Raw genomic sequence first — 26,507 nt, forward strand, 5'->3', positions numbered from 1 at the left:
ATCCGATGCTCTACAAAGGCAGCTGTCACTGCGGCAAGGTCGCCTTCGAGTTCGAAGCCGAGCTGACAGGCGCCGTGCGGTGCAATTGCTCGATCTGTTCGCGCAAGGGTGCCCTGTTGTGTGCCATCCCGCACGAGACCTTGCAGGTTCTGGCCTGGGGCGATGACTTGGGCATCTACACATTCGGCAACCACGCCATCGCGCACCGCTTCTGCCGCACCTGTGGAGTCCACCCCTTCGCTGAGGATGTCGGCGAAGGCCGTGAACGCAGCGCCTACGTCAACATGCATTGCGTTGCGGATTTTAACCCTTCGACCTTGCCAGTCTTCGACTTCGATGGCCGCTCGGTCTGAACCTATCTCCCGTCGCATCGGCAAGGTTCGCTTTGTCGCTTGCCGCATAACAGCATCGGCCCGAAACCGTGATGGTTCGCGAGCCGATGCCTGGCGTCAGGAAGTCATCGCCAAATGGTGAGTCCGACGGCTAGTTGACCTGCTTCGGACCGCGCAGGAACACCACGATCGCAGCCAGCAATGTCGCCGTGCCGCAATAGGCGAAGGCGCTTGCCACGCCGGCATGGTCGACCAGCAGGCCACCGAAGACAGCACCGAGCGCAATCGCCACCTGGAACGTCGCCACCATCAGCCCGCCTGCGCTTTCTGCCTGATCCGGTGCTGCCCGCACCAGCCAGCTCTGCAGCCCGACCGGCACCGCGCCGAAGGCAAAGCCCCAAGCCGCAACCGCAGCGGCAGCGACCGTGGGCGAGGCACCGAAAACCAGCATTGAGGCAGCCGCCGCCGCAATCAGCAAGGGCGCCAGCGCAACGGCTGCCTTGAGGTTGCGTTCGGCCAGGAAGCCGCCGGCGACATTGCCGAAGAAGCCACCAACGCCATAGGCCAGAAGCACCAGCGAGATTGTCTCGATGTCGAGCACCGGGACCTTCTCGAGGAAAGGCCGCACGTAGGTGAAGCCGGCAAAGTGTCCCGAGGCAACGAGCAGCACGACCAGTAGTGCCACCCTGATGGAGGGGCGCTCGAGCACATCGAGCAAGGTCCGGAAGCTTGCCACGCCCACGGGTGGCAGCTTCGGAATGGTGGCCACCTGCACCAGCAGCGCCAGGGCGCCGACGACAGTGGCGATCATGAAGGCGGTCCGCCAGCCCCAGATGTCACCGACATAGGCGCCGACCGGTGCTGCGCACACCGTCGCCAGCGAAACGCCGGTCAGGATGATCGACATGGCGCGCGGCATCAGCCGCATCGGCACCAGCCGCAGCGCCATCGCCGCCGACATCGCCCAGAAGCCGCCGAGTGCTACGCCGAGCACGACGCGGGCAAGCAGAAGCACGGTAAGCGATGACGCGAAGGTGGCCAGAAGGTTGGAGAGGATCAGGAACATCGTCAGCATCCACATCACCAGCCTGCGGTCCATGCGCCTGGTGATGATGGCCATGGTCGGGGCGGCAATGGCGCCGACGATGGCGGTCGCCGTCACCGCTTGTCCGGCCACGCCTTCGGTGACGCCGAGGTCGCGCGCCATTGGCGTCAGCAGGCTGGCCGGCAGGAACTCGGCGGTAACGAGGCCGAAAACACCAAGCGCCAGCGAGACCACGGCGCCCCATGCCGGCTCGGTTCGTTCATCAGAGTCTGCGGGGTTCAGAAGTGTGGCGTCGATGACGCCTGTCGCGGGTTCGGCCATGGTCAGTCTCCGATCTGTTTGCAGCGCCACATAGGGAACGACCGACCGCGGCTCCACCCGTTACACGCTTTGCCGTCGAGGCTTGGCTATGTTGCCGGTTCTTCGATCTTGTTTGCAGCGCAGCATTTGGCTGCAACGCAACATAGGGAGTGACCGCCTGGAGTTTCCATGCTAGAAACCCCATTATGTTTGACCATTCGTCCAAAATCCCGATCACGGGCGACCCGCTGACAGACATATTGCGCGGCCTGCGTCTTGATGGCGTCGAATATGGCCGCTGCGAAATGAAGGAGCCGTGGGGCATCCAGTTCCCGGCTCAACCCGGGGCGCGGTTTCACTTCATCGGCCGCAGAGGCTGCTGGTTGAAGCAGCCGTCCGGCGAATGGGTGGAGCTGAATGCGGGGGATGCGGTGCTGCTGCCACGCGGTGCGGCGCATGTGCTGGCCAGCGAACCCGGCGCCCAGGCCTGGCCGATCCACAGCTACGAACTCGAAGAGGTCAGCAAGGACGTCTACTGCACGTCGAACGCAGAGATGTGCGGCAAGGACTGCCAACCAGGAACGCTGCTGTTCTGCGCCAGCATGTATTTCAACCTCGATGGCCTGCATCCCTTGCTCGGCATGATGCCGGACGTGATGCGCACGCATGAGCTGGAAGCCTACGAACCGGGGATTCCGCATTTGCTGGACTCGATGGCACGCGAAGTGACGATGGAGCGCGTCGGCTCCGGCGGTATCATGGCGCGGCTGGCTGACGTGCTTGCCGCCACCGTCATCCGCTCATGGGTCGAACGCGGTTGCGGCGACTCGTCCGGCTGGATCGCGGCGGTCAGGGATGGCGAGATCGGGCGCGTGCTGGCCGCCATCCATCTCGAACCGAACCACGACTGGACTGTCGAGTCGCTGGCCAGGATGATGGGCGCCTCGCGGTCGGGATTTGCCGAGCGGTTCGCCACCATCGTTGGAGAAACGCCGGCTAAATATGTCACCCAAGTCAGAATGCACCAGGCGCGGCAGTGGCTGGTCCGCGACCGGATGAAGATCTCCGTCGTTGCCGCGCGTCTCGGCTATGAATCGGATGCCGCCTTCAGCCGTGCCTTCAAGCGCGTCATAGGCTCGGCGCCCAGCCATCTTCGCGCCGAAGAGCAGGGTTCTGCTGATCAACGACACACCTTATGAGATGAGACCTACCTGCCGAAATAAGCGAGGTTGCGGCCTATGACGCGTGGCGCAAATTGACGCCGCTGCCCTTGTCGAACAGCACCACCTTGTCGGGGTTCCAGGCAAAGCGTACCGGCTGCTCGATGGCCACATCGGTCCTGGCCGGCACCGTGGCGCGCAGCATCGCGTCGCCGACGCGCAGCGTCAGGATCTTTTCGACGCCATGGTTCTCGACGTCGTGGACGTGCGCCTCGACCGGCGCGCCGCTCTCGAGATAGACGTCCTCGGGCCGAATGCCGAAGACGAGCGGGCGGCCGTCGGTCGCCGCACTCGCCTTGGCTCCCCCTGAAAAAGGCAGTTCGAAATTCAGCGGCGCCATCACCGCGCGGCCGTTCACCAGCTTGCCGTCGATGAGGTTCATCGGTGGCGAGCCGACGAAGCTCGCCACATAGGTGTCGCGCGGATTGTTGTAGATCTCGTACGGCGTGCCGGTCTGGACGATGCGGCCATGGTTGAGCACGCCGACCTTGTCGCCCATGGACATCGCCTCGATCTGGTCGTGGGTGACGAACAGGAAGGTGGCGCCGAGCTGTATTTGCAGGTTCTTGAGCTCCGTGCGCAGCGCCTCGCGCAGTTTGGCGTCGAGCGCCGACAGCGGCTCGTCCATCAGGAACACGCGCGGCTTGCGCACGATGGCACGGCCGATCGACACGCGCTGCATCTCGCCGCCGGACAGCTTGTCGGTCTTGCGGTCGAGCAGGTGCTCGATCCTGAGCGTTCGGGCGGCGGTCGACGCGGTCCTTGATCTCGGCATCGGGTCCTCCGGTCAAGCCGGAGGATGACGGCGTGAGAGTTGAGAGGGCGACGCACACCGACCGTCGCGGACCGGCGCGAGCGCGACCTGCCGGATAGCGTCAGCTGCTGATCATCGCGCTGTCTTGTTGAGAGCGGTGACGACCAGCGCGAGAATCACCGCCGCGGCGGCGATTTCCCACACGAAAGCCTGCTTGTAGAAAGGCGGCGTGGCGAGCTGCGCCTTGCCGGCGAGAGTGTTGGGGTCCGGTGGATTGAGGAAGAAGACGCCGTAGAGATGCGCCGCCGTGATCGAAACCAGCAGCACAATGCAGAAGACCAGCGCCACGACCAGCGCTACGGTCACCACACTGCGCACCTTGACGCCCGGCTGGGCCAACGGCAGCAGGTTGTTGATGAGTCCGGCAAGCACCACGAGACCGCTGCCGACCGCGTACAGGCCGATGGAAAAGGGTTGGAAGATCAGCACCAGCGCCATGACGCCGAGGCCAATGATGAAGACCTCGAGGCAGTACGCGCCGGCCCGGCTCATGCCGGAAGAACTGTCGCTCATGACCGCACCGCCTTTCCGGCGCCATCGAAGACATGGGTTTGCCTGGGATCGGGGCGTAGATTCAGCGCCTCGCCGACCTTGACCCGCTGGCTTCTCGTCACCACGACGCGGATGTCGGCGCCTGCCGCCGTGCGGGCATGAATAAGGGTTTCGGCGCCCATGGGCTCGATGAGCTCGGCCCGGGCGGAGATGGTGCCACGGTCCCCCGTATCGGTCGCGGTGAAGGCGCGGGGGCGGACACCGATCGTCACCTTGCCGGGCTGCAGGCGCGCGACCGCCGCGTCCGTGCGGATCGCCAGATTAATGCCGGCCACGGCCATCTCCGCCGTGCCATCGGCGAAGGTCTTGAGGTCGGCCTCGAGAAGATTCATCTGCGGCGTGCCGATGAAGCTCGCCACGAAAGCATTGGCGGGCTTGGCAAAAACCTCGTGCGGTGAGCCGACTTGCTCGATCAGGCCGTCCTTCATGATGGCGATGCGGTCGGCCATGGTGAGCGCTTCGAGCTGGTCATGGGTCACGATCACGGTCGCTTTGGAGAGGCCCTGCAGCACTTCCTTGATCTGGCCACGCATGCTCTGGCGCAGTTCGACATCGAGACGCGACAAGGGCTCGTCGAAGAGGAAGCAATTGGGGTCGCGGACGATGGCGCGGGCCATGGCGGCGCGCTGCTTTTCGCCCTCGGATATCTGGTTCGGCAGCCGGTCGAGAACGTGCTCCAAGTGGAGGATCGCGGCGACGCGGTTGACGCGGGCAGTCCGGTCAGCCCTGGAAATGCCGTCATGATAGAGCGGGAAGGCGATGTTCTCGCCGATCGATGCCGACGGGTAGAGCGCGTAGAACTGGAACACCATGGCGATGTCGCGCTTTTCGGGCGGCAAGTTGTTCATCACCTTGCCGGCGATGACGACCTCGCCGTCAGTGACGCTTTCCAGCCCGGCGATGACGCGCAGGGTCGTCGTCTTGCCACAGCCGGACGGGCCGAGAAGGCAGACGACCTCACCGGCGGCCACCGACAGGTCAACGTCCTTGACCGCGGTGAAGGAGCCGAAACGCTTGGTGACTTTGCGGAGTTCGATGGTTGACATCTCAGCGCTTCACGGTGCCGAAGGTAACGCCGCGCAACAGATGGTTTTGCAAGAAGAAGGTGACCAGAAAGACTGGGACGAGGAACAGGGTTTCGATGGCGGCAAGCAAAGTCCAGTCGGTGCCGCGTCCACCCGACGACACGGCCTGGTTCATGGCGACCGGGACCGTTCTCGTGTCAGGCCCCGAGAGCAACAGGGCGAAGAGGAACTCGTTCCAGGTGAGGATCAGGCCGAACACGAACGTGGCGGCGAGCCCGGCAATGACCTGGGGCAGGCAAATCTTGAAGAACACCCGCATTCCGGACGATCCGTCGATGCGGGCGGCATCCTCGACGTCTGGCGACAATTCATCGAAGAAGCTCTTCATCATCCAGATGGTGAAGGCCAGGTTGAAGGCGGTGTAGAGCATGATGATGCCGAGATACGAGCCCGACAGGCCCACTACGCGGAACATCAGGATCACCGGAATGATCACCACAATCGCCGGCAGCATCCGCGTGGTCAGGATGATGAACAGGTAGGTGTCATTGCCTTTCAGCGGATAGCGCGAGAAGCCGAAGGCCGCCAGGGTGCCGATGACCAGCGCCAGCAGCACCGACGCCGAGGCGATGAAGATCGAGTTGAAGAAATAACGGTCGAATCCTGTCGCTTCCGGGGCACCGTCCGGCGTCATCGAGCGGGAAAAGACGGACCCAAAATTTTCGAGCGTGGGCTTGAATACAAAATGGTCCGGAATCAAGCCGAACAGCGACGTGGGCGACAGCGTCGGAGGCACCAGGAGCGCGTCGCCCTGCGGTTTGAAGGCGGTGAATATGATGAACAGCACCGGCAGAAAATAGATAAAGGCGACGACGGCCACGGCGAGCGTCCGCCCCCAGCCGGCCTTGTCTACTCCGCTGGCCCTGCCGAAGCCGAGCTTTCCCAATATCGATTCGGCCACGGGTCAGGCTCCCTTCGTACGGCGGTTTGCGAGGTACAGGTAGAGGTTGGTGAGAACGATCACCATGAACAGCATCAGATAGGAGATCGCCGCGCCCTCACTCGTCTTGTTCTGCTCGTTGGCGATGCGGATCAAGTGATAGGAGATCGTCAGTGTGTCGTTGCCGCCCTTGGTGAGGAGGATGACGAGATCCGCCAGCTTGAATGCCTCGATGGTGCGGAAGAGAAGGGCCAACATCAGAAGGCCGCGGATGTAGGGGAAGGTGATCATCCAGAATTGCCGCCAGCTGGAAATACGGTCGATGGCAGCGGCCTCGTAAAGGTATTTCGGCACCGAGACGAGGCCCGCCAGCACAAGGAGCATGACGAAGGGCGACCACATCCATGCGTCGGCGAAAACGATTCCCGCCACGGCACCGACTTTGTTGCTCATCAGGATGAACTGGTTGCCGGAGATGGAATTGATGACGTAGCTGAGAATCCCGAATGTCGGGTCATAGTAGTAGGTGAAGAACACGCCAGAGGCGACAACCGAAAGCATCATCGGTGTCAGCACCAGGATCAACAAATACTTGCGCAGCGGAAATTGCTTGGCGAACAGGATGGCCAGCAGAAAGCCGACGATCATCTGCGCGGAGACGGTGAACACGACGAACATGGCGGTATTGATCAGCGCGCCCCAAGTCGCGTGAGCAGCGAGATCGTTGGTAAGGATCCGGACGTAGTTCCCGAGTCCGACGAAGCGGATCGTCTGCTGGTTTGCCTGGTAGGCGAAGAACGAAAGGCCCAGCGACCACAGCAGGGGGAAGATATTCATCACAAACAGAACGGCGATTGCCGGAGCGACCAGCAGGGCGCCGAAGTAGTGGCGGCGATACGCGTTGACGGTAAATGCGGCCGCGACCAACGCCGCCGCGGCGCCCACCACCCAGAAGGAGACAGCCGCCGGCAAGCCCGCCATTGATATGGCCGACACGACGACAGCGACAGCGATGGCGAGTTTCCAGTTGTGGGCAACAACCGCGGTAAGGCGTGGTGTCAGCAGCGTGCTTGAAACAGCGGTCATGAGAGTCCGAAATATGGAGCGCCTGACGTGGCAATGATGGGGAGCGGCTTTTGCCCGCTCCCCGCAGCTATGTTGGAAGGTTACTGGATAAGGCCAGCGTTCTTCAGGAGGTCCTCCTGGAACTTGGCGATGTTATCCAGGGTGGTCTTGGCGTCCTGCTTGCCAGTGATGGCTAGGTCGTACTGGTCCTGCTGCTGGGTGAGCAGTTCGAAGAACTGCGGCACGTGCCACATGTCCTTCTGCCAGTCGAGCGAGTTCGCCCAGGCGCGGTCCCACGGACGATAGGTCACGTATTTCGGATCGCTGTAGACCGACTTGATCGCGGACTGGCCGCCGGCGGCGGCGAACTGGTGCTGGATATCGGGCGAGAGCCACCACTTCACGAAGCCCACCGCTTCCTTGATTTGCTCAGGCGTCGTCCAGGTGGTGAGAACGAAAGGCTGTCCGCCGATCTGTGACGTACGATTCACCTTGCCGTCGGGGCCGCGCAGGCCTGGCGCCAATCCGAACACCAGCTTGTCGGCAACCTTCGACGTCTTGGGATCGAGCGAGGCTTCGCCGAGACCGATCCAGTCGATGTTCATGGCCACCTTGCCTTCACGGAACAACTGGTCCGAGACGAAGATGTCCATGGTGCCGGTCTTGACCACGGGCGGCATGTACTTCAGCAATTTGAGGAAATGCTCCATGCCCTCGATGGACTTCGGGGAGTTTACGACGCCTTCGGCATGTCCGGTCGGGGCCTTGGTTTCATCCCAGATGCCGCCGCCATGCTGCCAGACAAACGTGTGGACCGAGCTCGTCGAGAAGTCGTAGCCTTTGCCTGCCTGATAGGCGATGCCGTAGAAATCGTCATCCAGCACCTGGCCGGCGAGCTTGTCGCCCTTCTTGCGCTGGAAGAATTCGCCAACATGCTCGAACGTGTTCCAGTCCATGGCGTCGATTTCTTCGCCGGTGCAGGGCAGCTTCTCATTGTACTTCGCCTTGAAGGCGGCCTGCTCGTCGTCGTTGCAGAGCACGTCCTTGCGGCCGTAGGTGACCAGCACGTCCGGGAACTGCGGGAAGCCGTAGTAGTTCGGCGTGCTGTTGGGATAGGTCGAGTAGGCGTTGAGCACGGCGGGATGCATCGACTCCATCGTCGCCTTGAGTTCCGGGTCGGCATCGATGAGATCGTTGATCTTGCGGAAGTAGCCGCCTTCGACGAAGGCGCCCAGCCACTGCGAGTCCGACACGATGAAGTTGTACTTCTTTTCGCCCGAGGTCAACGAGGCGTTGACGCGGGTGTAGAAATCCGGCCACGGAATGAAGTCGACATCGAGCTTCACGGTATTGCCAGACTTGGGCTTGTACTGCTCGTCGAAGAACTTCTTCATAATGCGGGTCGGGGGCCAATCCGGCACCGCCATCGTCAACGTCACTTCTTCGGCAGAGGCATAGGTCACGCCTCCCACCAGTAGCGTGGCAGCGAAGCTTGCGGCTGTCGCTAGCCCTTTCACTTTGGTCATCGCCGTCATTCGCGTTTCCTCCCTTGGTTAACCGGATTGCTTCTCGCCGTTCGCGTCAGGTCATTGCCTGGCCGCTCACGGCGTGGAAGACGTGGATTTTCCTGTTATCGATGGCGATCGATGCCGAATCGCCGGTCCTGATGCTGGCGGCGATCGCTTCCGGCAGCACCATGCGCAACATCTCGCCGCCGGCCTCGACCGAGACGATCGTGATGTCGCCGAGCGGTTCGACCAGATGCACCTTCGAGGCAACCCCGGCTTCGCCCTTGGCGGCGAGCCGAATGTCGCTCGGGCGAATGCCGATCAGCGCGGCCTCGCCGGCATCGGCAGTCTTTGGCGCCGTCGCCGGAACCAGAGTCCCGAGCGGCGTGTCGAAAGACCTGGTGTCGGCGCGCACCGAGGCCGTGAACAGATTCATGTGCGGCGAGCCGATCTTGCTGGCGACATAGGTATGGATCGGCTGCTCGTAAAGCTCGTCCGGCGTGCCGATCTGGACGATGCCGCCATCGCGCATGACGGCGATCGTCTCGCCCATCGAGAGAGCCTCGAGCTCGTCGGGCGTGGCATAGATCACGGTCATGCCGAACTGGCGGTGCAGCCGCTTCAGCTCGGCGCGCGTCTCGTGCCGAAGCTTGGCGTCGAGATTGGTGAGCGGCTCATCGAGGAGAAGAATCTTTGGCCGGCGGATCAGGGAGCGGCCGAGCGCGACGCGCTGCTGCTCTCCGCCGGACAGGGTTGCCGGCTTGGCCTTCAGGCGGTGTGTCAGCTTCAGGATCTCGGCGGTCTCTTTCACCCGCTTGTCGATCTCGGCGCGCGCGGCTTTCTCCTCGCGCAGCGGATAGGCGAGATTGTCGTAGACCGTGAGGTGGGGGTAAAGCGCGAAAGACTGGAAGACCATCGAGATGCCGCGGCCGGCGATCGGCGCATGGGTCATGTCGCGGCCGCCGATCTCAAGCGTGCCGGAGTCGGCCTGGACGAGGCCGGCGATAGTGCGCAGCGTCGTCGTCTTGCCAACCGAGCTCGGCCCGAAGAGTACGAAGAAGCGGCCTTCGTCGACGGCGAAGCTCAGGTCGTTGATGGCGCGCACGGATCCATAGGCTTTGCTGAGCCCATCGAGGCGCAGCGCAATCCCCTTGCCGGCACTGGCGCGAGGCGACGTCTGCGTCACGATGCGCCACCTCGTGCGGACGGAACACGCGCCATCCGTGTGATCCTCCTCGCCCTGCCGAAATGGACTGCGGCTGTCATTCCCGATCCGCCTTTTCTTTCCTAATCTGGTATTACCAATTTAAGATGCTCGTCAAGCGCTTTCTTAAAATTTGCCGTCACCAAAATAAGCTGAAAACGTCCGCTATATGTTGGTATTTCCTTCATTTTTGGCAATTCTCCACCTTCATCCCGTTCGCAAAACGCCAATCCCCAAAATCACTGAAATCGCCGACCTTCAAATCTGGTCGAACCAGATTCGCTCCGAGCTACCGCGGCGACCGCCCCGGATTGCCCTCGACGACCCCCCAATCCGGTCCGCGTCGGGAGAAGTCTCATATCCTGCATCCGCCTTCGTCCAGCCCTCCTCCATGCCCAACTCACGCCGCCACCACCCCTGGTCAGGATGGCGTCCGGAGTCGCGCCTGGCGCACCAGCGCTGAGGCCGCCCACCGGGCGACGGCCAGGGTCTTGCCGCTGTCCAGGCCCCAGATGTCCTTCAGCACAATCAGCAGTTCGACGCCGAAAATCAGCGACAGCGCCTGCGCCAGGCGCTCGAATTCGCGCGGCGGCAGCTCGCCCCTCAGTGGCGCGATCGCCTCCTTCAGCAAGTCGATGCGGTGGCCGCGGGTAAAAGCCGGCTCGCCGCCCAGCGTGCCGGCCTGGCGCCTCGCCCACTGGTCGAGCGACAGCTTCAGGGCCGCCTTGAACGTCGCCTCGAAGGCCTCGATGCGCGGCATGGCGGTGTCGAACAGGTCGGCGACCCGGCGCTCGGCATCGGCGGAGGTCGATTGCCAGGTGAGGATTGGGCCGAGCCCCTCGTCGACGACAGCCTTCACCAGCGCCGCCTGGCTGGGGAAATAGCGATAGGCCGTGGCGCGCGAGACTTCCGCCGCTTCGGCAACCTCGCTGACCGACGGCGTGATGCCCGCCTGCATCAGCCTTGTCGCCGTCTCCAGCATAAGCCGTTTCGTGCGCGCGCGGGGCCCACGCTCCAGCGCCTGGCCGCTACCCCGCTCGGCGTCTTCGCCTGCTGTCGATTGTTGACGTGAGACATCCATGTCAATACGATACGCGCGTCTCAAAAATTTGCAATGACCTTCGCATCGTCGGGCGGCCGGGCAATGAGCGGAGGGGCGCAGCGTTGCGCCGGCCTGGATTGGGGAACGCAATGAAGCGCATCTATGTGGTGGGCACGGCTGACACCAAGGGCGAGGAACTCGCCTTCCTGGCGGATGCGATAGCCGCCACGGGCGCCGTCGTTTCGCGCGTCGATGTCGGGACGCGCGACCCAACCGTCGCGGTGGACATCCCGGCGAAAGACATTGCCGGCCATCACCCCGGCGGTCGTGACGCCGTGCTCGGCGGCAACGACCGTGGCGCTGCGGTCGCCGCCATGGGCATCGCCTTCGCCCGCTTTGTCCAATCGCGAAACGACATTGCCGCCATGATCGGTATTGGCGGTGGCGGCGGCACTTCGATCATCACGTCGGGCATGCGCGCGCTGCCGCTCGGCCTGCCGAAGATCATGGTCTCGACGCTCGCCTCCGGCGACACCGCGCCCTATGTCGATGTCTCCGACATCGTCATGATGCCATCGGTGACCGACATGGCCGGGTTGAACCGGATTTCCCGTGTCGTCCTGCACAACGCCGCCCAGGCGATATCAGGCATGGCGGCAAGGCCGGCGCCGCCGGCCGATGGCAAACCGTCGATCGGCCTCACCATGTTCGGCGTTACCACGCCTTGCGTGACCGCCATCGCCGACCAGCTTCGCTCGACCTATGACTGCATGGTCTTCCACGCCACCGGCACCGGTGGCCGCAGCATGGAGAAGCTGGCCGACAGCTGCCTGCTGTCGGGGGTGATCGACATCACCACGACCGAGGTCTGCGACCTGCTGTTCGGCGGCGTGCTGCCGGCGACCGAGGATCGTTTCGGTGCGATCGCCCGCACCGGGCTGCCCTATGTCGGCTCGGTCGGCGCGCTCGACATGGTCAACTTCTGGGCGCCGTCGACGATCCCGGAGCACTATCGCGGACGGTTGGTGTACGAACACAATCCGAACGTCACGCTGATGCGCACCACGGCGCAGGAGTGCCGCGCAATCGGCGAATGGATCGGCACCAGGCTCGCCCTCTGCGAGGGGCCGGTGCATGTCCTCATTCCGGAAAAAGGTGTCTCGGCGCTCGACATCGAAGGCGGTGCTTTCTTCGATCCAGAGGCCGACGCCGTTCTGTTCGAAGCCATCGAGCGCTCCATCCAGCCGAACGACATGCGCCGCGTGACGCGCCTGCCGCTGCACATCAACGACCCCGAATTCGCCAAGGCCGCGGTTGCGGCCTTTCTCGACATCGCCAGACAGTGAGATCCAAGACATGCCCGCCATACCGCGCAAGGACATACTGAAGAAATTCAGGGCAATGATCGAAAAGGGCGTGCCGATCGTCGGCGGCGGCGCCGGCACCGGCCTGTCGGCCAAGGCCGAGGAAGCCGGCGGCATCGACCTCATCATCATCTACAATTCCGGCCGCTACCGCATGGCCGGGCGTGGCTCGGCCGCCGGCCTGCTCGCCTATGGCAATGCCAACGAGATCGTCAAGGAGATGGCCTATGAGGTGCTGCCGGTGGTCAAGAAGACGCCGGTGCTGGCCGGCGTCAACGGCACCGACCCGTTCGTCATCATGCCGCTGCTTCTCGCCGAGCTGAAGACGATGGGCTTTTCCGGCGTGCAGAACTTTCCCACCATCGGCTTGTTCGACGGTCAGATGCGGCAAAGCTTTGAGGAGACCGGCATGGGTTTTGGGCTCGAGGTCGAGATGATCGCCGAGGCGCATAAGCTCGACCTGCTGACCACGCCCTATGTCTTCAACCCCGATGAGGCCCGCGCCATGACAAAAGCCGGCGCCGACGTCGTCGTCGCCCATATGGGGGTGACGACCGGCGGCTCGATCGGCGCCACCTCGGCCAAGTCGCTCGACGATTGCGTTGTCGAGATCGATGCGATTGCCAACGCGGCCCGTTCGGTGCGCAAGGATGTGATCCTGCTTTGCCATGGCGGGCCGATCTCGATGCCGGATGACGCGCGCTATATTCTCGACCGCTGCAAGGGCCTGCACGGCTTCTATGGCGCAAGCTCGATGGAACGGCTGCCGGCGGAAGCCGCGATCGCCAAACAGACGGCTGATTTCAAGGCCGTCTCGCTTCATGACCAGAAGAAAAAGAAGGGATGAGAGATGACCGACAAGAGCAAGATGTTTGTCTCCCCCAAGGACGTCAGCGCCTTCGGCTTCGACTGGGGCAGGCTGGCGCTGACCGTGGCGCCCGAAGTGAATGGCGCAACCCGCTTTTCCGGCGGTGTCGTCGACCTGCCCTCCGGCAAGGGCCACACACGCCACAACCATCCGGGCGCAGAGGAAATCATCTTCGTCATCTCAGGCAACGGCGAGCAGATGGTCGAGGACGAGAAGGGCAATCCGGTGGTCGAGAAGGTCGGCCCCGGCTGCACCATCTACGTGCCGGAAAGCCGTTTTCACTCGACGCTCAACACCGGTGATGGGCCAATGCAGCTTTTCGTCGTCTATTCACCGGCCGGGCCGGAACTGGTGCTGCGCGAGCTGCCGGATTTCAGGTTGCTGCCGCCGGGCGACAAATAGGTTTTCCGGACAGCACCTGCCATCCGCCTATGAAGCGCCACCCCTGTTCCACCCCCGGCCCCGGTCGCCGAACATCACATAGCCGGTGTCCGTCACCGCCAGTGTATCCTCCAGCTTGATGAAGCCGCGCGTCGGGTGAAGCATGGTCGTCTCGACCGACAGCACCATGTTCTTTTCCAGCGGCTTGGCCGCGTAGGTGCCTTCATAGGTCACCGGATGGTTGGTCATCAGGAACGGCGCTTCGTGCGTGATCAGGCCCATGCCGTGGGCGAAGAAATCCGTATAGGTCGCGACCTTCGAGGCCTTCAGCACACCCTCGGCGTGCGAAATCATGTCGCCGCCCAGCGTGCCCGCCCTGACCTTGGAGAACGCCGCCTGCTGCACCGCCTCGACCTCGGCCAGCAGGTCTTCGAGTTCGGCATCCGGTTCGCCCAGAATGCCCATGCGGCAGAGGTCGCCGATATAGCCGTGATAGTTGCCGCCGGAATCGATCGACAGCACCTCGCCCTTCTTCCACGCCTGCGGTGAAGCGGCGCGGTTATGGCTGGAGCCCAGCGTCAGCAGGCAATATTCGAAATGCGCGCCGCGATTGGTCTCTTCGCGCCGAAGCTGCTCGATGATGTCGGTCTTGGTCGTGCCTTCGCCTGCCCAGGCGATTGTGGCCAGCATGGAATCGGTGATCAGTTCGGAAGCGGTGCGCAGCTTCTCCAGCTCTGCATCGGTCTTGATGGCGCGCATGCTCTCCAGCATGGCTGTCACATCGATCAACTTGGCGTCCGGCAATGCCTTGCGGATCAGCGTGTAGGCATCCGACGGCAGGAAGCTCGGCTCGATGCCGATGCGGGCGCCCGTTTTGCCGATCTTCCGCAGGTGCTCGACGGCGAGGTTGGCTGCGTCGAGCGTGCCCCAGCAGGCGGCGTGCAGGGTCGGTGTCCAGAATGGGTTGTTCTGGTGCTCGGCGCCTTCCATGCGATTGCCGATATAGGCGGCATGGTCGGGTCCGCCCTTCTCATAGATGACGACAGGCAAATAGCGGCTGTGGCCGATCGCATCCATGGCGGCGAAGAAGATGAACTTATAGCCGCCCAGCAGATACTGCGTGTTGTGCTTGGAGGTCGCCAGCAGCACATCGATGCCGGCCTCCTCCATCAGCCGGTCGACCCTTGCCTGGTCGAACGGGATATTGCTGACGGCACCCTTGCCCTGAGCAATGTTCATCTCTCTCTCCCTGAATTGCCTGAGATCGCCGGCCGTTTGCTCCCGGTCCCTTGGCTGTGGATCAAATCTGCACCATTTCGCTCGCTCTGGTCTAGCCAGAAACACGCGAAATGGCCTGCATCAATCTCACCATCACGTTATATCAGCGCATTCAACAAAATCTGGTCCTACCAGATCGATCGAATTGAACCGCTCCTCCAAACTGGTCCAGCGGACGAAAATTTCAAAGCCAAGCAAGGATGCGCCAATTCCGTCTCTGGCGAAACCTTCGGCAAGGCTCATAATCGCCACCGCAAGGACGCTGGCGGGCTCGCCGGCGTTCGAGGGGATTGGCGCACCCGGTTGGGTTGCGGAGAGGACGGAGTTCGATCATGTCAGGTTTCACGATTTCCAGACGCCAGATGCTTGCCAGCTCGGCAATGCTGCTGGCCTCCACCGCCATGCCGACATTCGGCTGGGCGCAGACGCCGAAGAAGGGTGGGCGCCTGGTGCTTGCCGCCGATTCAGAGCCGCGCAACCTCAACCCGGCGATCGTCGCCTCCAACGGCGTCTTTTTCATCTCCAGCAAGATCGTCGAAACGCTGGCTGAAGCCTCCTTCGACGGCAAGGACGGGCTTGCGCCGCGGCTGGCCTTGAGCTGGGAAGGCGCTGCCGACGGGCTCTCCGTCACGTTCAAACTGCGCGATGGCGTCAAATGGCATGACGGCAAGCCGTTCACCTCGGCCGATGTCGCCTTCTCGGCATTGCAGGTATGGAAGCCTCTGCAGAATCTCGGTCGCACCGTGTTCAAGGATCTCGCTGCCGTCGACACGCCGGATGATCTCACCGCCGTGTTCAAATTCGCCAAGCCCACCCCGTTCCAGCTGATCCGCAACGCGCTGCCGGCGCTGAGCAGCGTGGTGCCGAAGCACATCTACGAGGTGGGCAAGATCGAGGACAACCCGGCCAACAACGCGCCGATCGGCACCGGGCCGTTCAAATTCGGCGAATACAAGGCTGGCCAGTATTACCGGCTGACGAAGAACACGGATTACTGGGGCAAGGACGAGCCCTATCTCGACGAGATCATCTATCAGGTGCTGCCCGACCGCACGTCGGCGGCGAGTGCACTGGAAGCTGAAGAGATCCAGCTCGCCGCCTTTTCCGCCGTGCCGCTGGCCGACCTCGACCGCATCTCCAAGGTGCCGGGCCTCAAGGTGATCTCCAAGGGCTATGAGGGGTTGACCTATCAGCTCGTCGTTGAGATCAACCATCGCCGCAAGGAGCTGGCCGACCTCAAGGTGCGCCAAGCGATCGCGCATGCCATCGACAAGGATTTCGTCGTCAAGACGGTGTTCCTCGGCTATGCCGCCACCGCCACCGGTCCGGTGCCCAAGAACGATCCGCAATTCTACACCGCCGACGTGCCGACCTATGCCTTCGACGTCGCCAAGGCCAACGCGCTGCTCGACGAGGCCGGCTACAGGCGAGGCGCCGACGGCAACCGCTTCTCGCTAAAGCTTTTGCCGGCGCCCTATTTCAACGAGACCAAGCAGTTCGGCGACTATCTGCGGCAGGCACTCGCTGCCATCGGCATCGATGCCCAGCTGGTCAACAACGACTCGGCAGCGCACATCAAGGCCGTCTACACCGACCACGCCTTCGACCTCGCGGTCGGCCCGCCCGTGTTCCGCGGCGACCCTGCGATCTCGACAACCATCCTGGTGCAGAGCGGCATTCCTGACGGCGTGCCGTTCTCCAACCAGGGCGGCTACAAGAACGACGCGCTCGATGCCCTCATCGCCAAGGCATCCGAGACCCTCGACACCACGGCCCGCACCGACCTCTACAAGGAATTCCAGAAACAGGTGGCCGCCGACCTGCCGTTGATCAACGTCGCCGAATGGAGCTTCATCAGCGTCGCGCGCGACACCGTCGGCAACATTGCCAACAACCCGCGCTGGGCGGTGTCGAACTGGGCGGACACCTATTTGGAATCGTGACACATTTGCGCGGATGAATATTCGCGGCGAAATCGGTGTTGAAACACGGGCTAAGGCCGCGTTCCTTCACACCCCCCTCTGTCCTACCGGACATCTCCCCCGCAAGGGGGGAGATCGGCGGCTTCGCCGACGGCGCTTCTTTTTCTGCGTGACCACATCGGAGATTGGCGAAAGCAGAGGTGACATCCAATCTCCCCCCTTGCGGGGGAGATGTCCGGCAGGACAGAGGGGGGTGCCTAGACACCGCACTTCTCTCAATCGGCACGGCGTCATGTCATCCCCATGACCCGCGCCCTCACACTACTCCGTCGTCGCCTGGTCGGCAGCATCTTCGTGCTGCTGATCGTCATTGTCGGCACCTTCCTGCTGCTCGAAGCAGCGCCCGGCGACGCGGTCGACGCCTACATGGTCTCGACCGGCGGCGACGCCGGCATGATCGAACTGCTGCGTCATCGCTGGGGCCTCGATCAGTCGGAGCTGACACGGCTGGCCAACTATCTCTGGGCGCTGCTGCATCTCGATCTCGGACAGTCGGTGACGTTCTCCCGGCCGATCCGCGACGTGATCCTCGAGCGGCTGCCCACCACACTGCTGCTGATGGTCAGCGCCACCGCACTCTCTTTCGGGCTGGGCTCGGCACTCGGCGTCTACGCAGGCGCCAGACCGGGCAGTTTTCGCGACCGCTTGCTGTCGATCGGCTCGCTGGCGCTCTATGCCGTGCCTGGTTTCTGGCTCGGTCTGGTGCTGATTGTCGTCTTTGCCGTCGACCTGCGCTGGTTGCCGATCGGCGGCATCGAAACCCTGGCGTCGGACAAGACCGGCCTCGACCGTGCCGCTGACATCGCCACCCACCTCATCCTGCCGGTTTCGGCGCTGGGCTTCATCTATCTGGCGCTCTATCTGCGCATGATGCGTGCCGGCATGGCAGAAGTCTGGCGGCAAGATTTTGTGCTGGCCGCCCGCGCCAAGGGGCTGTCCCGCCGCCGCATCGTCCTCGCCCACGTCGCCCGCAACGCACTCTTGCCACTGGTCACCATGCTCGGCCTGCAGTCGGCGCAAATGCTCGGCGGTAGCGTCGTCATCGAGAGCGTCTTTTCCGTGCCCGGCCTCGGCCGGCTGGCGCAGGAAGCGGTGGCCGCGCGGGACACCCCGCTACTGCTCGGGATTATTCTCACCAGCGCCGTCCTGGTCATCGTCATCAACCTGCTCGTCGACATCGCTTATGCCTTTCTCGATCCGCGCGTCGGCGCCGGCGAGGCCGGCACATGAGCCCGCTCCGCTGTTTTCTGCGCACACCCGAGGCTGTCGCCGGCGCCATCCTCCTGGCGGCGCTGATTGCCATGGCGCTGTCGGCAGCGCTGCTGTTTCCCGGTGACCCGCAAGCCATCGCCGGACCAGCGCTGCTGCCGCCGTTTCAGGACTGGTCGCTGCCGCTCGGCACTGATCGCCTCGGTCGTGACGTGCTGGCCGAGTTATTCCATGGCGCCCGCACCTCGCTCGCCGTCGGGCTGGCGGCAGCGGCGGCGGCGCTCGCCATCGGCTCCGTGGTTGGCACGCTGGCCGGCTTTGCCGGTGGCCTCGTCGACGAGGTGCTGATGCGCATCACCGACGCTTTCCAGACCGTGCCTGGCTTCCTGCTGGCGCTGGCCTTCGTCAGCGTCGTCGGACCGTCGCTCGGCATCGTCGTGATTGCCATCGCGCTCGGCACCTGGCCCGGCCCGGCGCGTGTCGCGCGCGCCGAGGTCCTCTCCATTCGGGAGCGCGATTATGTTGCCGGTGCCAGGGTCATCGGCATGCATCCGCTGGCGATCGCTTTTCGCGAGGTGCTGCCCAACGCCTTGCCGCCGGTGCTGGCCATGTCCTCGGTGATCGTCGCCGCCGCGATCCTCACCGAGGCAGCCTTGTCCTTCCTTGGCCTGGGCGATCCCAACCGGGTGACCTGGGGCGGCATGATCGCCGAAGGCCGCGCCGTGCTGCGCACCGCGCCCTTCCTGTCGATCGTCCCGGGCATTGCACTGGTGCTGACGGTACTGGGTGTCTATCTCGCCGGTGAAGGCATCGTCGAAACGACAGCCGTAAGACGAGGCCTGTCGTGACCGCGCTGGCTTCGATCCGCGACCTGACGGTGACCTACCGCCGCGACGGCAACGAGGTCGCTGCGCTGAAGACTATCAACCTCGACATCGTCGCTGGTGAACGCCTGGCCATCATCGGCGAAAGCGGTTCGGGCAAGAGCACGCTGGCATTGGCGATTGCCGGGCTGATGCCGCGGTCTTCCCGGATTGAAGGCCGCGTTGACTGGCTCTTGCCATCGTCGCCATCCTCTGGTGCCAAGGCGCCCCTCGGCGGCCGAGACATCGGCTTCGTCTTCCAGGATCCGTCCGCCAGCCTCGATCCCGTCATGACTGTCGGCAAGCAGATCGCGGAAGTGGCATACACCCATCTCGGCCTGACATGGCCGCAGGCGTACGCGAAGGCAAAGAGCCTGCTTGAACGCGTCCGCCTGCCGGACCCGGACTCGGCCCTACAGGCCTTTCCGCATCAACTCTCCGGCGGCCAGAAGCAGCGAATAGCGATCGCTGCCGCGATTGCGGCGGGTCCGAAATTGCTGATCGCCGACGAGGCGACCAGCGCGCTCGACACCATCTTGCAGGCCGAGATCGTCGCTTTGATCCGGCGGCTGGTGGCAGAGGACGGCATGACGCTGCTGTTCATCAGCCACGACATCGCGCTGGCGGCCGAGCTTGCCGAGCGCATTGCCGTATTCCGTCATGGTGAACTGCTCGAGCTCGGAATGACGGCACAGATCGTTGGTGCGCCAACCCAGGCCTATACGCGCACGCTGCTCGATGCCCATATCGGCCTCGACGCCGCGCCGCTGCTCAACCGAGCCGGGCTCGACGCATGAGCTTGCTCACGGTTTCCAACCTCACCAAGAGCTACCGTTGCGGCAGCAAGACCATCGCTGCCGTCGACGATGTCTCCTTTCATATCGACCCCGGCGAAACGCTGGCGCTGGCAGGACCGTCCGGCAGCGGCAAATCGACGATCGCGCGGCTGGTGCTGCGGCTGATCGAACCGGATGCAGGCCGTATCGAATTCGAAGGCAATGATTTCCTGGCTTTGAGTGGCGCAGCACTCCGGGCGCGACGCACCCGCCTGCAGATGGTGTTCCAGGACCCCCTTGCCGCCTTCAACCCGCGCGCGACGGTGGCGCGTGTGCTCGACGACCCCTTGCGTATCCATGGAATCGCCGCCCGCGCCGAGCGCCCGCGCCGCATCGCCGCCTTGCTGGAGCGCGTCGGGCTGACCGCTGATGTCGCCCCGCGCGCCATCCATGAAATCTCCGGCGGCCAGCGCCAGCGCGTCGCCATCGCTCGCGCCATCGCGACAAAGCCGTCGCTGATCGTGCTCGACGAAGCGGTGTCGGCGCTCGATGTCTCGGTGCGTGGGCAGATCCTAGAATTGCTGCTCGACCTGCAACGCCAGGAACGGATCGCCTATGTCTTCATTTCACATGATCTCGGCGTCGTCCGGGCGATCGCCCACCGCGTTGTCCTCCTCGAAGGCGGCCAAATTGCTGAGAGCGGCGATGCCCGGACCGTCATCGACGCGCCGCAATCTGCCATCGGCAAGGCGCTGGTGGCAGCCGCGCCAAGATTGAACAGGATCCGACCATGACCCCGAACCGAAGGACCGCGCCGGCGAAAACCGAGATCCGGCTTTCGGGACAAGACCGTGGTCGAACAACAAGCCAGGACCCAACATGACCAACCCCGAAACCAGAGCTGAAAGACTGTCGCGCGAACTCGATTCCGCCTTTCGCAACCGTGCCGATCTCTATCGTCTGTTACTCGAAGAACTGACTGGAGAGCTCGGTGCGGAACGAGCCGAAGCGATCATGATCCGCGCCATCGAACAGCGCGGCAAGGAAGTGGCCGCAGCCGCCTTCGCCAGCTTCGGCGCCAACGATGCACGCGCGATCGGCGAAGCCTTCCTGGCCATCAGCCCTGACGGCGGTCGCATGTATCCGACCGATGTCGAACGCAGCGATAACCGCATCGCCTTCAAGGTCAGACGCTGCCCGCTGAAGGACGCCTGGGTCGAGGTCGGGCTCAGTGACGAGAAACTTGCCACGCTCTGCCGTATTGCCGGCGCCTTCGACCGCGGCCTGTTCGAGGCGACCGGTGTGCGTTTCGACAACGTCACCTGGACGCCGGGCCACGGCTCCGGCTGCTGCCACATCGCGCTGACCAACAGGGCGGGCGATCAGGAGGCAGACGATACTCGACGCGCCTCATCGAACTGAAGGACGTCGGCAACGCCGACGCTGTTCGAAAGAAGCCTGACAAGATCGGCCGGGCTTGGTTGAACCTTCGTTCGATCAGTAGCCGACGGTGAAGCGCTGCCTGACGTGGGCCGGCTTCTCGATCTCGTCGACCATGACGATGGCGTAGTCCTCGAACGAAATGCTGCTGCCCTTGTCCGAAGCAAGAAGCGTGTCCTTGCCGAGACGGAATTGGCCGGTGCGCTCCCCAGGAACGAACATGGCGGACGGCGACAGGAACGTCCAGTCGAGGTCACCGACGGTCGTCAGCCTGTCCAGGAAGTCGGCGCCCTTCTGCGCTTCAGCCTTGTAGATCGCCGGGAATTCCGGCGTATCGACCAGACGCTTGCCGGGTGCGACTTCGAGACTGCCGGCACCGCCGACAATGAGATAGCGCTTCACGCCGGAGGCGCGCACGGCAGTGATCAGCGCGTCGGCATCGCTGTCCAGAAAATGCACGGCGCTGATCACCACATCATGGCCGCGGATCAGGTTGGCGAGGCCTTCCTTGTCGAAGACATCGCCCTTCCTGGCTGTCACGCCCGGCAGCGCCGCGATCCTTTCCGGGTTACGGGCAATGCCGGTGACCGTGTGGCCGCGATCGGAGAGTTCCCTGAGAAGGCGCGAACCGACAGCGCCTGATGCGCCGATGAGAGCGACTTTTGCCATGTCTTTTCCGTTTCCTTGTTGGAGATTGCTGGTGGATGGATCATGCCGCGATGTGGGCGACGAGATTGTCGAAGCTGCCGAACAGTGCATTCGATCCGATGAGCCGGGGCGCGTCGTTGCGCATGACCGCCAGAGCGGGCACGCCATCGGCATGCAGGCGCTGGAACAGCGCGCGGCCACGGCCGACCAACTCGCGGTGGGCCGTCATCAGCTCTTCCGTCGGCGTCTTCAGCAGGTCGCCGGCGCTCCTCATGCCGGCGGCGGCGAGCACCTGGGCAACGCCGTCGATCGTCACGATATCGCGGCCGTCGACATAGCGCGCCCGCTGGATCGTCTTCAGCGCGAAAAGTCTACGGTTGGGATCTACCAGGCTGGCAGCACTGATGCCGAGTGTGGCGGCGTGCGAGTCCAGCAAGGTGCCGCGGACATTGAGGACGTTGTATTGATAGGCCTGCGTGAACTTCTGTCCGGTGAGCCGCTCGATGCGCTGATCGTTCGCCCAGGCGTGGGCGGCAAAACCTTCATCCATCGGACGCGCGCCAGCACCCGAGAACAAGCCGGTCGGCAGCAGCTCGACGCACACGCCACCGGCCGACAGCCTGTCCAGCATCGGGGTGGCGCCATAGCACCAGCCGCAGAGCGGATCGAAGAGGTAGGTCACTTCTGAATTGCTCAAGATCGCTGCCATCCTTGGTGCGGAAATGCCGGCCACCGACCGGTCGAATGTGTTGGCGCATCCATGACAGGCGACAGCCTTGCGATAAACAGCGTCCAATAATACAAACTGTCGGATCTGATCAGACAAAAAGGCTGTCGCTTTGGCCGAACTTCTGAACCTCAATCGGCTCGCCTACTTCACCACGGTGATGGAAACCGGCTCGTTCACCGCAGCGGCTGACCGGCTTGGTGTCGCCAAGGCCGTCGTCAGTCACCAGATCGGCAAGCTCGAGGAGGAACTGGGCGCAACGCTGCTTCAGCGCACCACACGCCGGGTCACGGCGACCGAAGAGGGTCGCCTCTTCTATGATCGCGCGATGATCATCCTGCGGGAGGCAGAGGCGGCCTATGGCGAAATCTCGCACGGAGCGGTCGAGCCGAGCGGGACGCTGAGGCTAACCGCGCCGCTCGACTATGGCACCAAGGTGGTGGCCCCGGTCATGGCCGCCTATCTGAAGGCCTATCCGCATATGCGCGTCGAGGCGATCTTCGACGACGCTGTGAGCAATCTGGTGGACGACCAGATCGACCTCGGCATCCGCGTCGGCTGGCTTGCCGATTCCTCCAACCAGGCGCGCCGCCTGGGCACGATACGGCAGACCGTGGTGGCGAGCCCCACCTTCGCGGCAAGCCTGCCGCCCGACGTCAGCCCGACCCAGGCAAGATCGCTGGCCTGGGTCGGCAACGCCCAGCTGCGCGGCATCGGCCAATGGCTGTTTTCCAGGGATGGTGAAACAGTTTTGACCGAACTCAATCCGATCATCATGTGCGACAAGAGCCCCGCCGCCCTTGCCTGCGTGCTCGCCGGCATCGGACTGGGCGTATTTCCCGACTACAGCGTCAGCGATGATATCGCCGAGGGACGGCTGGTGCCGGTGTTTACCGACTGGAGCTTACCCACCGGCGGCATCCATGCCGTCTTTCCGCCGGCCCGGTTCCGGCCCGCCAAGGTGCGCGCCTTCGTCGACTTGCTCGCGGCGGCCGAGAAAAACCGATCGCGCGGCCGCACCATGGCGTGACGCCTATTCGGCGACCTGTTGCAGGACGCTGCAACAGATGGGCAATTTCCGCCGCATGGAAACGTCAGAGACAACTTACATTGATGGGAGAATCGACGGCAAGGCGTCCCAAAGCGCAACGCCCGCCGGCTTTTGGCCAGACGGGCGTTTTGTTTGATTTGGTTTCGGGGACAGGCTTTGTCTTATTTGTCCGGCTGCGTCGGCTATGCCTCCTTGCGGGGCCCCTGAGGGGTTCGAATCCATGGCCACGGTCGGCCGGACACAAAAACAGCCCGGGCTTGGCCGGGCTGTTTTAATTTGGTTGCGGGGACAGGATTTGAACCTGTGACCTTCAGGTTATGAGCCTGACGAGCTACCGGGCTGCTCCACCCCGCGTCAACTAGAAGTAAGCGCAAGCCTACGATAGGGATGGCCTACAGATAGGTAGAAGCCTGACCAAATGAAAGGGCCGCTTACGCGGCCCGTGATCCCGTTGGCGGGCCTGTTCATAAAGAGAAGATTTCTCTCCATCCGGTTTGGATGTGAGATCAACGTGCGTTTGGCAGACCTGGCAGCGACCTACTCTCCCGCGTCTTGAGACGAAGTACCATCAGCGCTGGAGCGTTTCACGGCCGAGTTCGGAATGGGATCGGGTGCAGCCGCTCCGCCATAACCACCAGGTCGGCAAAACGCACGTTGTTCGAGAAGCTTTTGAGCGAATAGCATTAGTGAGTAGCCAATAGGGATTACCTATTTTTGGCCCGTCTCGGAGCTGTTCGCTGGTCTTTTTTGTGCCTGGCTGTTCTTGGGGTCTGGCCCTTGGAAGCGAAGCTTCGCAAGGTCGACCGACCGTCGGCGCCGATGCGCCGCACCCACGTAGCGCCGCCCGCAGGGCGGAACAAGCGTGAGTGAGAACAAACCATCTGACTTCGTCAGATGGGCATAAGGAATGAGAACGATCAAGCCGATCGAACTATTAGTACCGGTAAGCTTCAAGCGTTGCCGCTCTTCCACACCCGGCCTATCAACGTGGTCGTCTTCCACGGTTCTCAGGGAATACTCGTTTTAAGGTGGGTTTCCCGCTTAGATGCCTTCAGCGGTTATCCCGTCCGGATATAGCTACCCTGCTATGCGGCTGGCGCCACAACAGGTCCACCAGAGATCCGTCCATCCCGGTCCTCTCGTACTAGGGACAGATCCTTTCAATATTCCTACACCCACGGCAGATAGGGACCGAACTGTCTCACGACGTTCTGAACCCAACTCACGTACCGCTTTAAATGGCGAACAGCCATACCCTTGGGACCTGCTCCAGCCCCAGGATGCGATGAGTCGACATCGAGGTGCCAAACAACCCCGTCGATATGGACTCTTGGGGGTCATCAGCCTGTTATCCCCGGCGTACCTTTTATTCGTTGAGCGATGGCCCTTCCACGCGGGACCACCGGATCACTATGACCGACTTTCGTCTCTGCTCGACTTGTCAGTCTCGCAGTCAGGCAGGCTTATGCCATTGCACTCAGCGAACGATTTCCGACCGTTCTGAGCCCACCATCGCGCGCCTCCGTTACTCTTTAGGAGGCGACCGCCCCAGTCAAACTACCCACCATACATTGTCCCGGACCCGGATAACGGGCCGCGGTTAGACATCCATAGTAATAAGGGTGGTATTTCAAGGGTGGCTCCACCTGAGCTGGCGCCCAGGTTTCAAAGCCTACCACCTATCCTACACATGCCACTACGAATGCCAATGTAAAGCTATAGTAAAGGTGCACGGGGTCTTTCCGTCTAACCGCAGGAACCCCGCATCTTCACGGGGAATTCAATTTCACTGAGTCTATGCTGGAGACAGCGGGGAAGTCGTTACGCCATTCGTGCAGGTCGGAACTTACCCGACAAGGAATTTCGCTACCTTAGGACCGTTATAGTTACGGCCGCCGTTTACTGGGGCTTCGATTCAGAGCTTGCACCCCTCCTCTTAACCTTCCAGCACCGGGCAGGCGTCAGACCCTATACGTCGTCTTGCGACTTCGCAGAGCCCTGTGTTTTTGATAAACAGTCGCTACCCCCTGGTCTGTGCCACCCTCCTCCACTTGCGTGGAAAAGGGTCACGCTTCTTCCGAAGTTACGCGTGCAATTTGCCGAGTTCCTTCAGCATAGTTCTCTCAAGCGCCTTGGTATACTCTACCAGACCACCAGTGTCGGTTTCGGGTACGGTTTATAAGGAGGAGCTATTTCCTGGAACCACGCAGCAGCCCGTTCAATCCGATAAGATTGGACTACCTCAATGATCCGTCACTACCTCCAAGCCCACGAATATTAACGTGGTTCCCATCGACTACGCGTTTCCGCCTCGTCTTAGGGGCCGGCTAACCCTGCTCAGATTAGCTTTAAGCAGGAACCCTTGGTCTTTCGGCGGGGGAGTCTCTCACTCCCCTTACGTTACTCATGTCAGCATTCGCACTTCTGATACCTCCACCACCCCTCACGGGTATGGCTTCATCAGCTTACAGAACGCTCCGCTACCGCTCGTGATTGCTCACGAACCCTAAGCTTCGGTGTATGGCTTTAGCCCCGTTACATTTTCGGCGCAAAGACCCTTATTTAGACCAGTGAGCTGTTACGCTTTCTTTAAATGATGGCTGCTTCTAAGCCAACATCCTGGTTGTTTTGGGATCCTCACATCCTTTCCCACTTAGCCATAACTTGGGGACCTTAGCTGTAGGTCAGGGTTGTTTCCCTTTTCACGACGGACGTTAGCACCCGCCGTGTGTCTGCCGACTAGTACTCCCAGGTATTCGGAGTTTGGTTAGGTTTGGTAATCCGGTGAGGACCCCTAGCCCATCCAGTGCTCTACCCCCTGGGGTATTCGGTCGACGCTCTACCTAAATAGATTTCGCGGAGAACCAGCTATT

Annotated in this window: 24 protein-coding genes, 1 tRNA gene, 2 rRNA genes and 1 pseudogene (1 of these 28 only partly in view); 12 read left to right on the top strand and 16 right to left on the bottom strand. The window is 62.6% G+C overall.

The window, feature by feature from the left end:
* Positions 1–5: 5 nt before the first annotated feature.
* Positions 6–353 (top strand): GFA family protein, encoded by a 348-nt coding sequence (locus tag CGZ66_RS14390; protein WP_095084790.1) that lies wholly within the window; start codon positions 6–8, stop codon positions 351–353.
* Between the two features lie 130 nt (positions 354–483).
* On the opposite strand, the gene CGZ66_RS14395 is transcribed toward CGZ66_RS14390, so the two are convergent.
* Complete coding sequence (locus tag CGZ66_RS14395) at positions 484–1,698, bottom strand: MFS transporter (RefSeq protein ID WP_095084791.1); 1,215 nt, start codon at positions 1,696–1,698, stop codon at positions 484–486.
* A 185-nt stretch (positions 1,699–1,883) separates the two neighbouring features.
* Here CGZ66_RS14395 and CGZ66_RS14400 point away from each other — a divergent pair, with 185 nt between their 5' ends.
* The gene (locus CGZ66_RS14400; RefSeq protein WP_095084792.1) at positions 1,884–2,876 is read left to right on the top strand and encodes an AraC family transcriptional regulator; all 993 of its coding nucleotides are present in this window, start codon (positions 1,884–1,886) and stop codon (positions 2,874–2,876) included.
* 37 nt (positions 2,877–2,913) lie between these two features.
* Here CGZ66_RS14400 and CGZ66_RS14405 read toward each other — a convergent pair.
* The 8 genes and pseudogenes from CGZ66_RS14405 to CGZ66_RS14440 all read right to left on the bottom strand — a co-directional run.
* A pseudogene (locus CGZ66_RS14405) lies at positions 2,914–3,676 on the bottom strand (ABC transporter ATP-binding protein); the annotation flags it as partial.
* 107 nt (positions 3,677–3,783) lie between these two features.
* Positions 3,784–4,224 carry a hypothetical protein gene (locus CGZ66_RS14410; protein WP_032931773.1) on the bottom strand — a complete coding sequence of 147 codons (441 nt, stop codon included), beginning with the start codon at positions 4,222–4,224 and terminating at the stop codon, positions 3,784–3,786.
* A complete protein-coding gene (locus CGZ66_RS14415; RefSeq protein WP_095084793.1) occupies positions 4,221–5,309 on the bottom strand; it encodes an ABC transporter ATP-binding protein in 1,089 nt (362 codons plus the stop codon). Before CGZ66_RS14415 ends, CGZ66_RS14410 begins: the two co-directional genes overlap by 4 nt.
* A 1-nt stretch (position 5,310) precedes the next feature.
* Entirely contained in the window at positions 5,311–6,249 is a 939-nt protein-coding gene (locus tag CGZ66_RS14420) for a carbohydrate ABC transporter permease (protein ID WP_095084794.1), read from the bottom strand.
* A 3-nt stretch (positions 6,250–6,252) separates the two neighbouring features.
* Positions 6,253–7,314 carry a carbohydrate ABC transporter permease gene (locus tag CGZ66_RS14425; protein WP_010911632.1) on the bottom strand — a complete coding sequence of 354 codons (1,062 nt, stop codon included), beginning with the start codon at positions 7,312–7,314 and terminating at the stop codon, positions 6,253–6,255.
* Between the two features lie 80 nt (positions 7,315–7,394).
* On the bottom strand, positions 7,395–8,828 hold the full coding sequence (locus CGZ66_RS14430) for an ABC transporter substrate-binding protein (protein WP_095084795.1): 1,434 nt from the start codon (positions 8,826–8,828) through the stop codon (positions 7,395–7,397).
* Positions 8,829–8,874: 46 nt separating this feature from the next.
* The gene (locus CGZ66_RS14435; protein WP_095084796.1) at positions 8,875–9,987 is read right to left on the bottom strand and encodes an ABC transporter ATP-binding protein; all 1,113 of its coding nucleotides are present in this window, start codon (positions 9,985–9,987) and stop codon (positions 8,875–8,877) included.
* A 439-nt stretch (positions 9,988–10,426) separates the two neighbouring features.
* The gene (locus CGZ66_RS14440) at positions 10,427–11,086 is read right to left on the bottom strand and encodes a TetR/AcrR family transcriptional regulator (protein ID WP_095084797.1); all 660 of its coding nucleotides are present in this window, start codon (positions 11,084–11,086) and stop codon (positions 10,427–10,429) included.
* Positions 11,087–11,196: 110 nt separating this feature from the next.
* Between CGZ66_RS14440 and CGZ66_RS14445 the strand changes: the two genes are divergently transcribed.
* From CGZ66_RS14445 to CGZ66_RS14455, 3 genes are read left to right on the top strand one after another with little or no spacing between them, the layout of a single operon-like run.
* Complete coding sequence (locus CGZ66_RS14445) at positions 11,197–12,393, top strand: Tm-1-like ATP-binding domain-containing protein (RefSeq protein ID WP_095084798.1); 1,197 nt, start codon at positions 11,197–11,199, stop codon at positions 12,391–12,393.
* A gap of 10 nt (positions 12,394–12,403) precedes the next feature.
* Positions 12,404–13,258, top strand: coding sequence for a phosphoenolpyruvate hydrolase family protein (locus tag CGZ66_RS14450; RefSeq protein WP_095084799.1), 855 nt, complete (start codon positions 12,404–12,406; stop codon positions 13,256–13,258).
* Positions 13,259–13,261: 3 nt separating this feature from the next.
* Positions 13,262–13,681 (top strand): cupin domain-containing protein, encoded by a 420-nt coding sequence (locus CGZ66_RS14455; protein WP_095084800.1) that lies wholly within the window; start codon positions 13,262–13,264, stop codon positions 13,679–13,681.
* 27 nt (positions 13,682–13,708) lie between these two features.
* On the opposite strand, the gene CGZ66_RS14460 is transcribed toward CGZ66_RS14455, so the two are convergent.
* Positions 13,709–14,899, bottom strand: coding sequence for a M24 family metallopeptidase (locus CGZ66_RS14460; RefSeq protein ID WP_095084801.1), 1,191 nt, complete (start codon positions 14,897–14,899; stop codon positions 13,709–13,711).
* Between the two features lie 132 nt (positions 14,900–15,031).
* The gene (locus tag CGZ66_RS39875) at positions 15,032–15,181 is read right to left on the bottom strand and encodes a ferritin family protein (RefSeq protein ID WP_167392107.1); all 150 of its coding nucleotides are present in this window, start codon (positions 15,179–15,181) and stop codon (positions 15,032–15,034) included.
* Between the two features lie 89 nt (positions 15,182–15,270).
* On the opposite strand from CGZ66_RS39875, the gene CGZ66_RS14465 reads away from it, so the two are divergent.
* The 6 genes from CGZ66_RS14465 to CGZ66_RS14495 all read left to right on the top strand — a co-directional run bounded on the left by CGZ66_RS14465 (position 15,271) and on the right by CGZ66_RS14495 (position 21,190).
* Complete coding sequence (locus CGZ66_RS14465; protein WP_095084802.1) at positions 15,271–16,881, top strand: ABC transporter substrate-binding protein; 1,611 nt, start codon at positions 15,271–15,273, stop codon at positions 16,879–16,881.
* A 282-nt stretch (positions 16,882–17,163) separates the two neighbouring features.
* Entirely contained in the window at positions 17,164–18,150 is a 987-nt protein-coding gene (locus CGZ66_RS14475) for an ABC transporter permease (RefSeq protein WP_095084803.1), read from the top strand.
* Positions 18,147–18,977, top strand: coding sequence for an ABC transporter permease (locus tag CGZ66_RS14480; protein WP_095084804.1), 831 nt, complete (start codon positions 18,147–18,149; stop codon positions 18,975–18,977). The genes CGZ66_RS14475 and CGZ66_RS14480 overlap by 4 nt, the downstream gene beginning before the upstream one ends.
* Positions 18,974–19,789 carry an ABC transporter ATP-binding protein gene (locus CGZ66_RS14485; RefSeq protein ID WP_095084805.1) on the top strand — a complete coding sequence of 272 codons (816 nt, stop codon included), beginning with the start codon at positions 18,974–18,976 and terminating at the stop codon, positions 19,787–19,789. The genes CGZ66_RS14480 and CGZ66_RS14485 overlap by 4 nt, the downstream gene beginning before the upstream one ends.
* On the top strand, positions 19,786–20,562 hold the full coding sequence (locus CGZ66_RS14490; protein WP_095084806.1) for an ATP-binding cassette domain-containing protein: 777 nt from the start codon (positions 19,786–19,788) through the stop codon (positions 20,560–20,562). The genes CGZ66_RS14485 and CGZ66_RS14490 overlap by 4 nt, the downstream gene beginning before the upstream one ends.
* An 85-nt stretch (positions 20,563–20,647) precedes the next feature.
* Positions 20,648–21,190: an L-2-amino-thiazoline-4-carboxylic acid hydrolase gene (locus tag CGZ66_RS14495; protein ID WP_095084807.1), complete on the top strand. Its 543-nt coding sequence runs from the start codon at positions 20,648–20,650 to the stop codon at positions 21,188–21,190.
* 75 nt (positions 21,191–21,265) lie between these two features.
* On the opposite strand, the gene CGZ66_RS14500 is transcribed toward CGZ66_RS14495, so the two are convergent.
* Positions 21,266–21,877: an NAD(P)-dependent oxidoreductase gene (locus tag CGZ66_RS14500; protein ID WP_095084808.1), complete on the bottom strand. Its 612-nt coding sequence runs from the start codon at positions 21,875–21,877 to the stop codon at positions 21,266–21,268.
* A gap of 40 nt (positions 21,878–21,917) precedes the next feature.
* A complete protein-coding gene (locus CGZ66_RS14505) occupies positions 21,918–22,553 on the bottom strand; it encodes a DsbA family protein (protein WP_095085009.1) in 636 nt (211 codons plus the stop codon).
* A gap of 142 nt (positions 22,554–22,695) precedes the next feature.
* On the opposite strand from CGZ66_RS14505, the gene CGZ66_RS14510 reads away from it, so the two are divergent.
* Complete coding sequence (locus tag CGZ66_RS14510; RefSeq protein WP_095084809.1) at positions 22,696–23,613, top strand: LysR family transcriptional regulator; 918 nt, start codon at positions 22,696–22,698, stop codon at positions 23,611–23,613.
* A gap of 298 nt (positions 23,614–23,911) precedes the next feature.
* Here the strand turns inward: CGZ66_RS14510 and CGZ66_RS14515 are convergent.
* From CGZ66_RS14515 to CGZ66_RS14525, 3 genes are all read right to left on the bottom strand, one after another.
* Positions 23,912–23,988 (bottom strand) — tRNA-Met (locus CGZ66_RS14515).
* Between the two features lie 170 nt (positions 23,989–24,158).
* Positions 24,159–24,273 (bottom strand): 5S ribosomal RNA (gene rrf, locus CGZ66_RS14520).
* Positions 24,274–24,547: 274 nt separating this feature from the next.
* Positions 24,548–26,507 (bottom strand): 23S ribosomal RNA (locus CGZ66_RS14525) (it continues 899 nt past the right edge of the window).

Origin of the sequence: Mesorhizobium sophorae, from assembly GCF_002270415.1 — a bacterium.
GTDB lineage: Bacteria > Pseudomonadota > Alphaproteobacteria > Rhizobiales > Rhizobiaceae > Mesorhizobium > Mesorhizobium sophorae.

Excerpts from the sequence above, each read along its gene's own strand:
- CGZ66_RS14475 (WP_095084803.1), top strand. The coding sequence starts at position 17,164 with ATGACCCGCGCCCTCACACTACTCCGTCGTCGCCTGGTCGGCAGCATC.
- CGZ66_RS14450 (WP_095084799.1), top strand. The coding sequence starts at position 12,404 with ATGCCCGCCATACCGCGCAAGGACATACTGAAGAAATTCAGGGCAATG.
- CGZ66_RS14480 (WP_095084804.1), top strand. The coding sequence starts at position 18,147 with ATGAGCCCGCTCCGCTGTTTTCTGCGCACACCCGAGGCTGTCGCCGGC.
- CGZ66_RS14390 (WP_095084790.1), top strand. The coding sequence starts at position 6 with ATGCTCTACAAAGGCAGCTGTCACTGCGGCAAGGTCGCCTTCGAGTTC.
- CGZ66_RS14460 (WP_095084801.1), bottom strand. The coding sequence starts at position 14,899 with ATGAACATTGCTCAGGGCAAGGGTGCCGTCAGCAATATCCCGTTCGAC.
- CGZ66_RS14415 (WP_095084793.1), bottom strand. The coding sequence starts at position 5,309 with ATGTCAACCATCGAACTCCGCAAAGTCACCAAGCGTTTCGGCTCCTTC.
- CGZ66_RS14445 (WP_095084798.1), top strand. The coding sequence starts at position 11,197 with ATGAAGCGCATCTATGTGGTGGGCACGGCTGACACCAAGGGCGAGGAA.
- CGZ66_RS14455 (WP_095084800.1), top strand. The coding sequence starts at position 13,262 with ATGACCGACAAGAGCAAGATGTTTGTCTCCCCCAAGGACGTCAGCGCC.
- CGZ66_RS39875 (WP_167392107.1), bottom strand. The coding sequence starts at position 15,181 with ATGAGCCTTGCCGAAGGTTTCGCCAGAGACGGAATTGGCGCATCCTTG.
- CGZ66_RS14490 (WP_095084806.1), top strand. The coding sequence starts at position 19,786 with ATGAGCTTGCTCACGGTTTCCAACCTCACCAAGAGCTACCGTTGCGGC.
- CGZ66_RS14410 (WP_032931773.1), bottom strand. The coding sequence starts at position 4,224 with ATGAGCGACAGTTCTTCCGGCATGAGCCGGGCCGGCGCGTACTGCCTC.
- CGZ66_RS14495 (WP_095084807.1), top strand. The coding sequence starts at position 20,648 with ATGACCAACCCCGAAACCAGAGCTGAAAGACTGTCGCGCGAACTCGAT.
- CGZ66_RS14425 (WP_010911632.1), bottom strand. The coding sequence starts at position 7,314 with ATGACCGCTGTTTCAAGCACGCTGCTGACACCACGCCTTACCGCGGTT.
- CGZ66_RS14500 (WP_095084808.1), bottom strand. The coding sequence starts at position 21,877 with ATGGCAAAAGTCGCTCTCATCGGCGCATCAGGCGCTGTCGGTTCGCGC.
- CGZ66_RS14465 (WP_095084802.1), top strand. The coding sequence starts at position 15,271 with ATGTCAGGTTTCACGATTTCCAGACGCCAGATGCTTGCCAGCTCGGCA.
- CGZ66_RS14395 (WP_095084791.1), bottom strand. The coding sequence starts at position 1,698 with ATGGCCGAACCCGCGACAGGCGTCATCGACGCCACACTTCTGAACCCC.
- CGZ66_RS14400 (WP_095084792.1), top strand. The coding sequence starts at position 1,884 with ATGTTTGACCATTCGTCCAAAATCCCGATCACGGGCGACCCGCTGACA.
- CGZ66_RS14440 (WP_095084797.1), bottom strand. The coding sequence starts at position 11,086 with ATGGATGTCTCACGTCAACAATCGACAGCAGGCGAAGACGCCGAGCGG.
- CGZ66_RS14430 (WP_095084795.1), bottom strand. The coding sequence starts at position 8,828 with ATGACGGCGATGACCAAAGTGAAAGGGCTAGCGACAGCCGCAAGCTTC.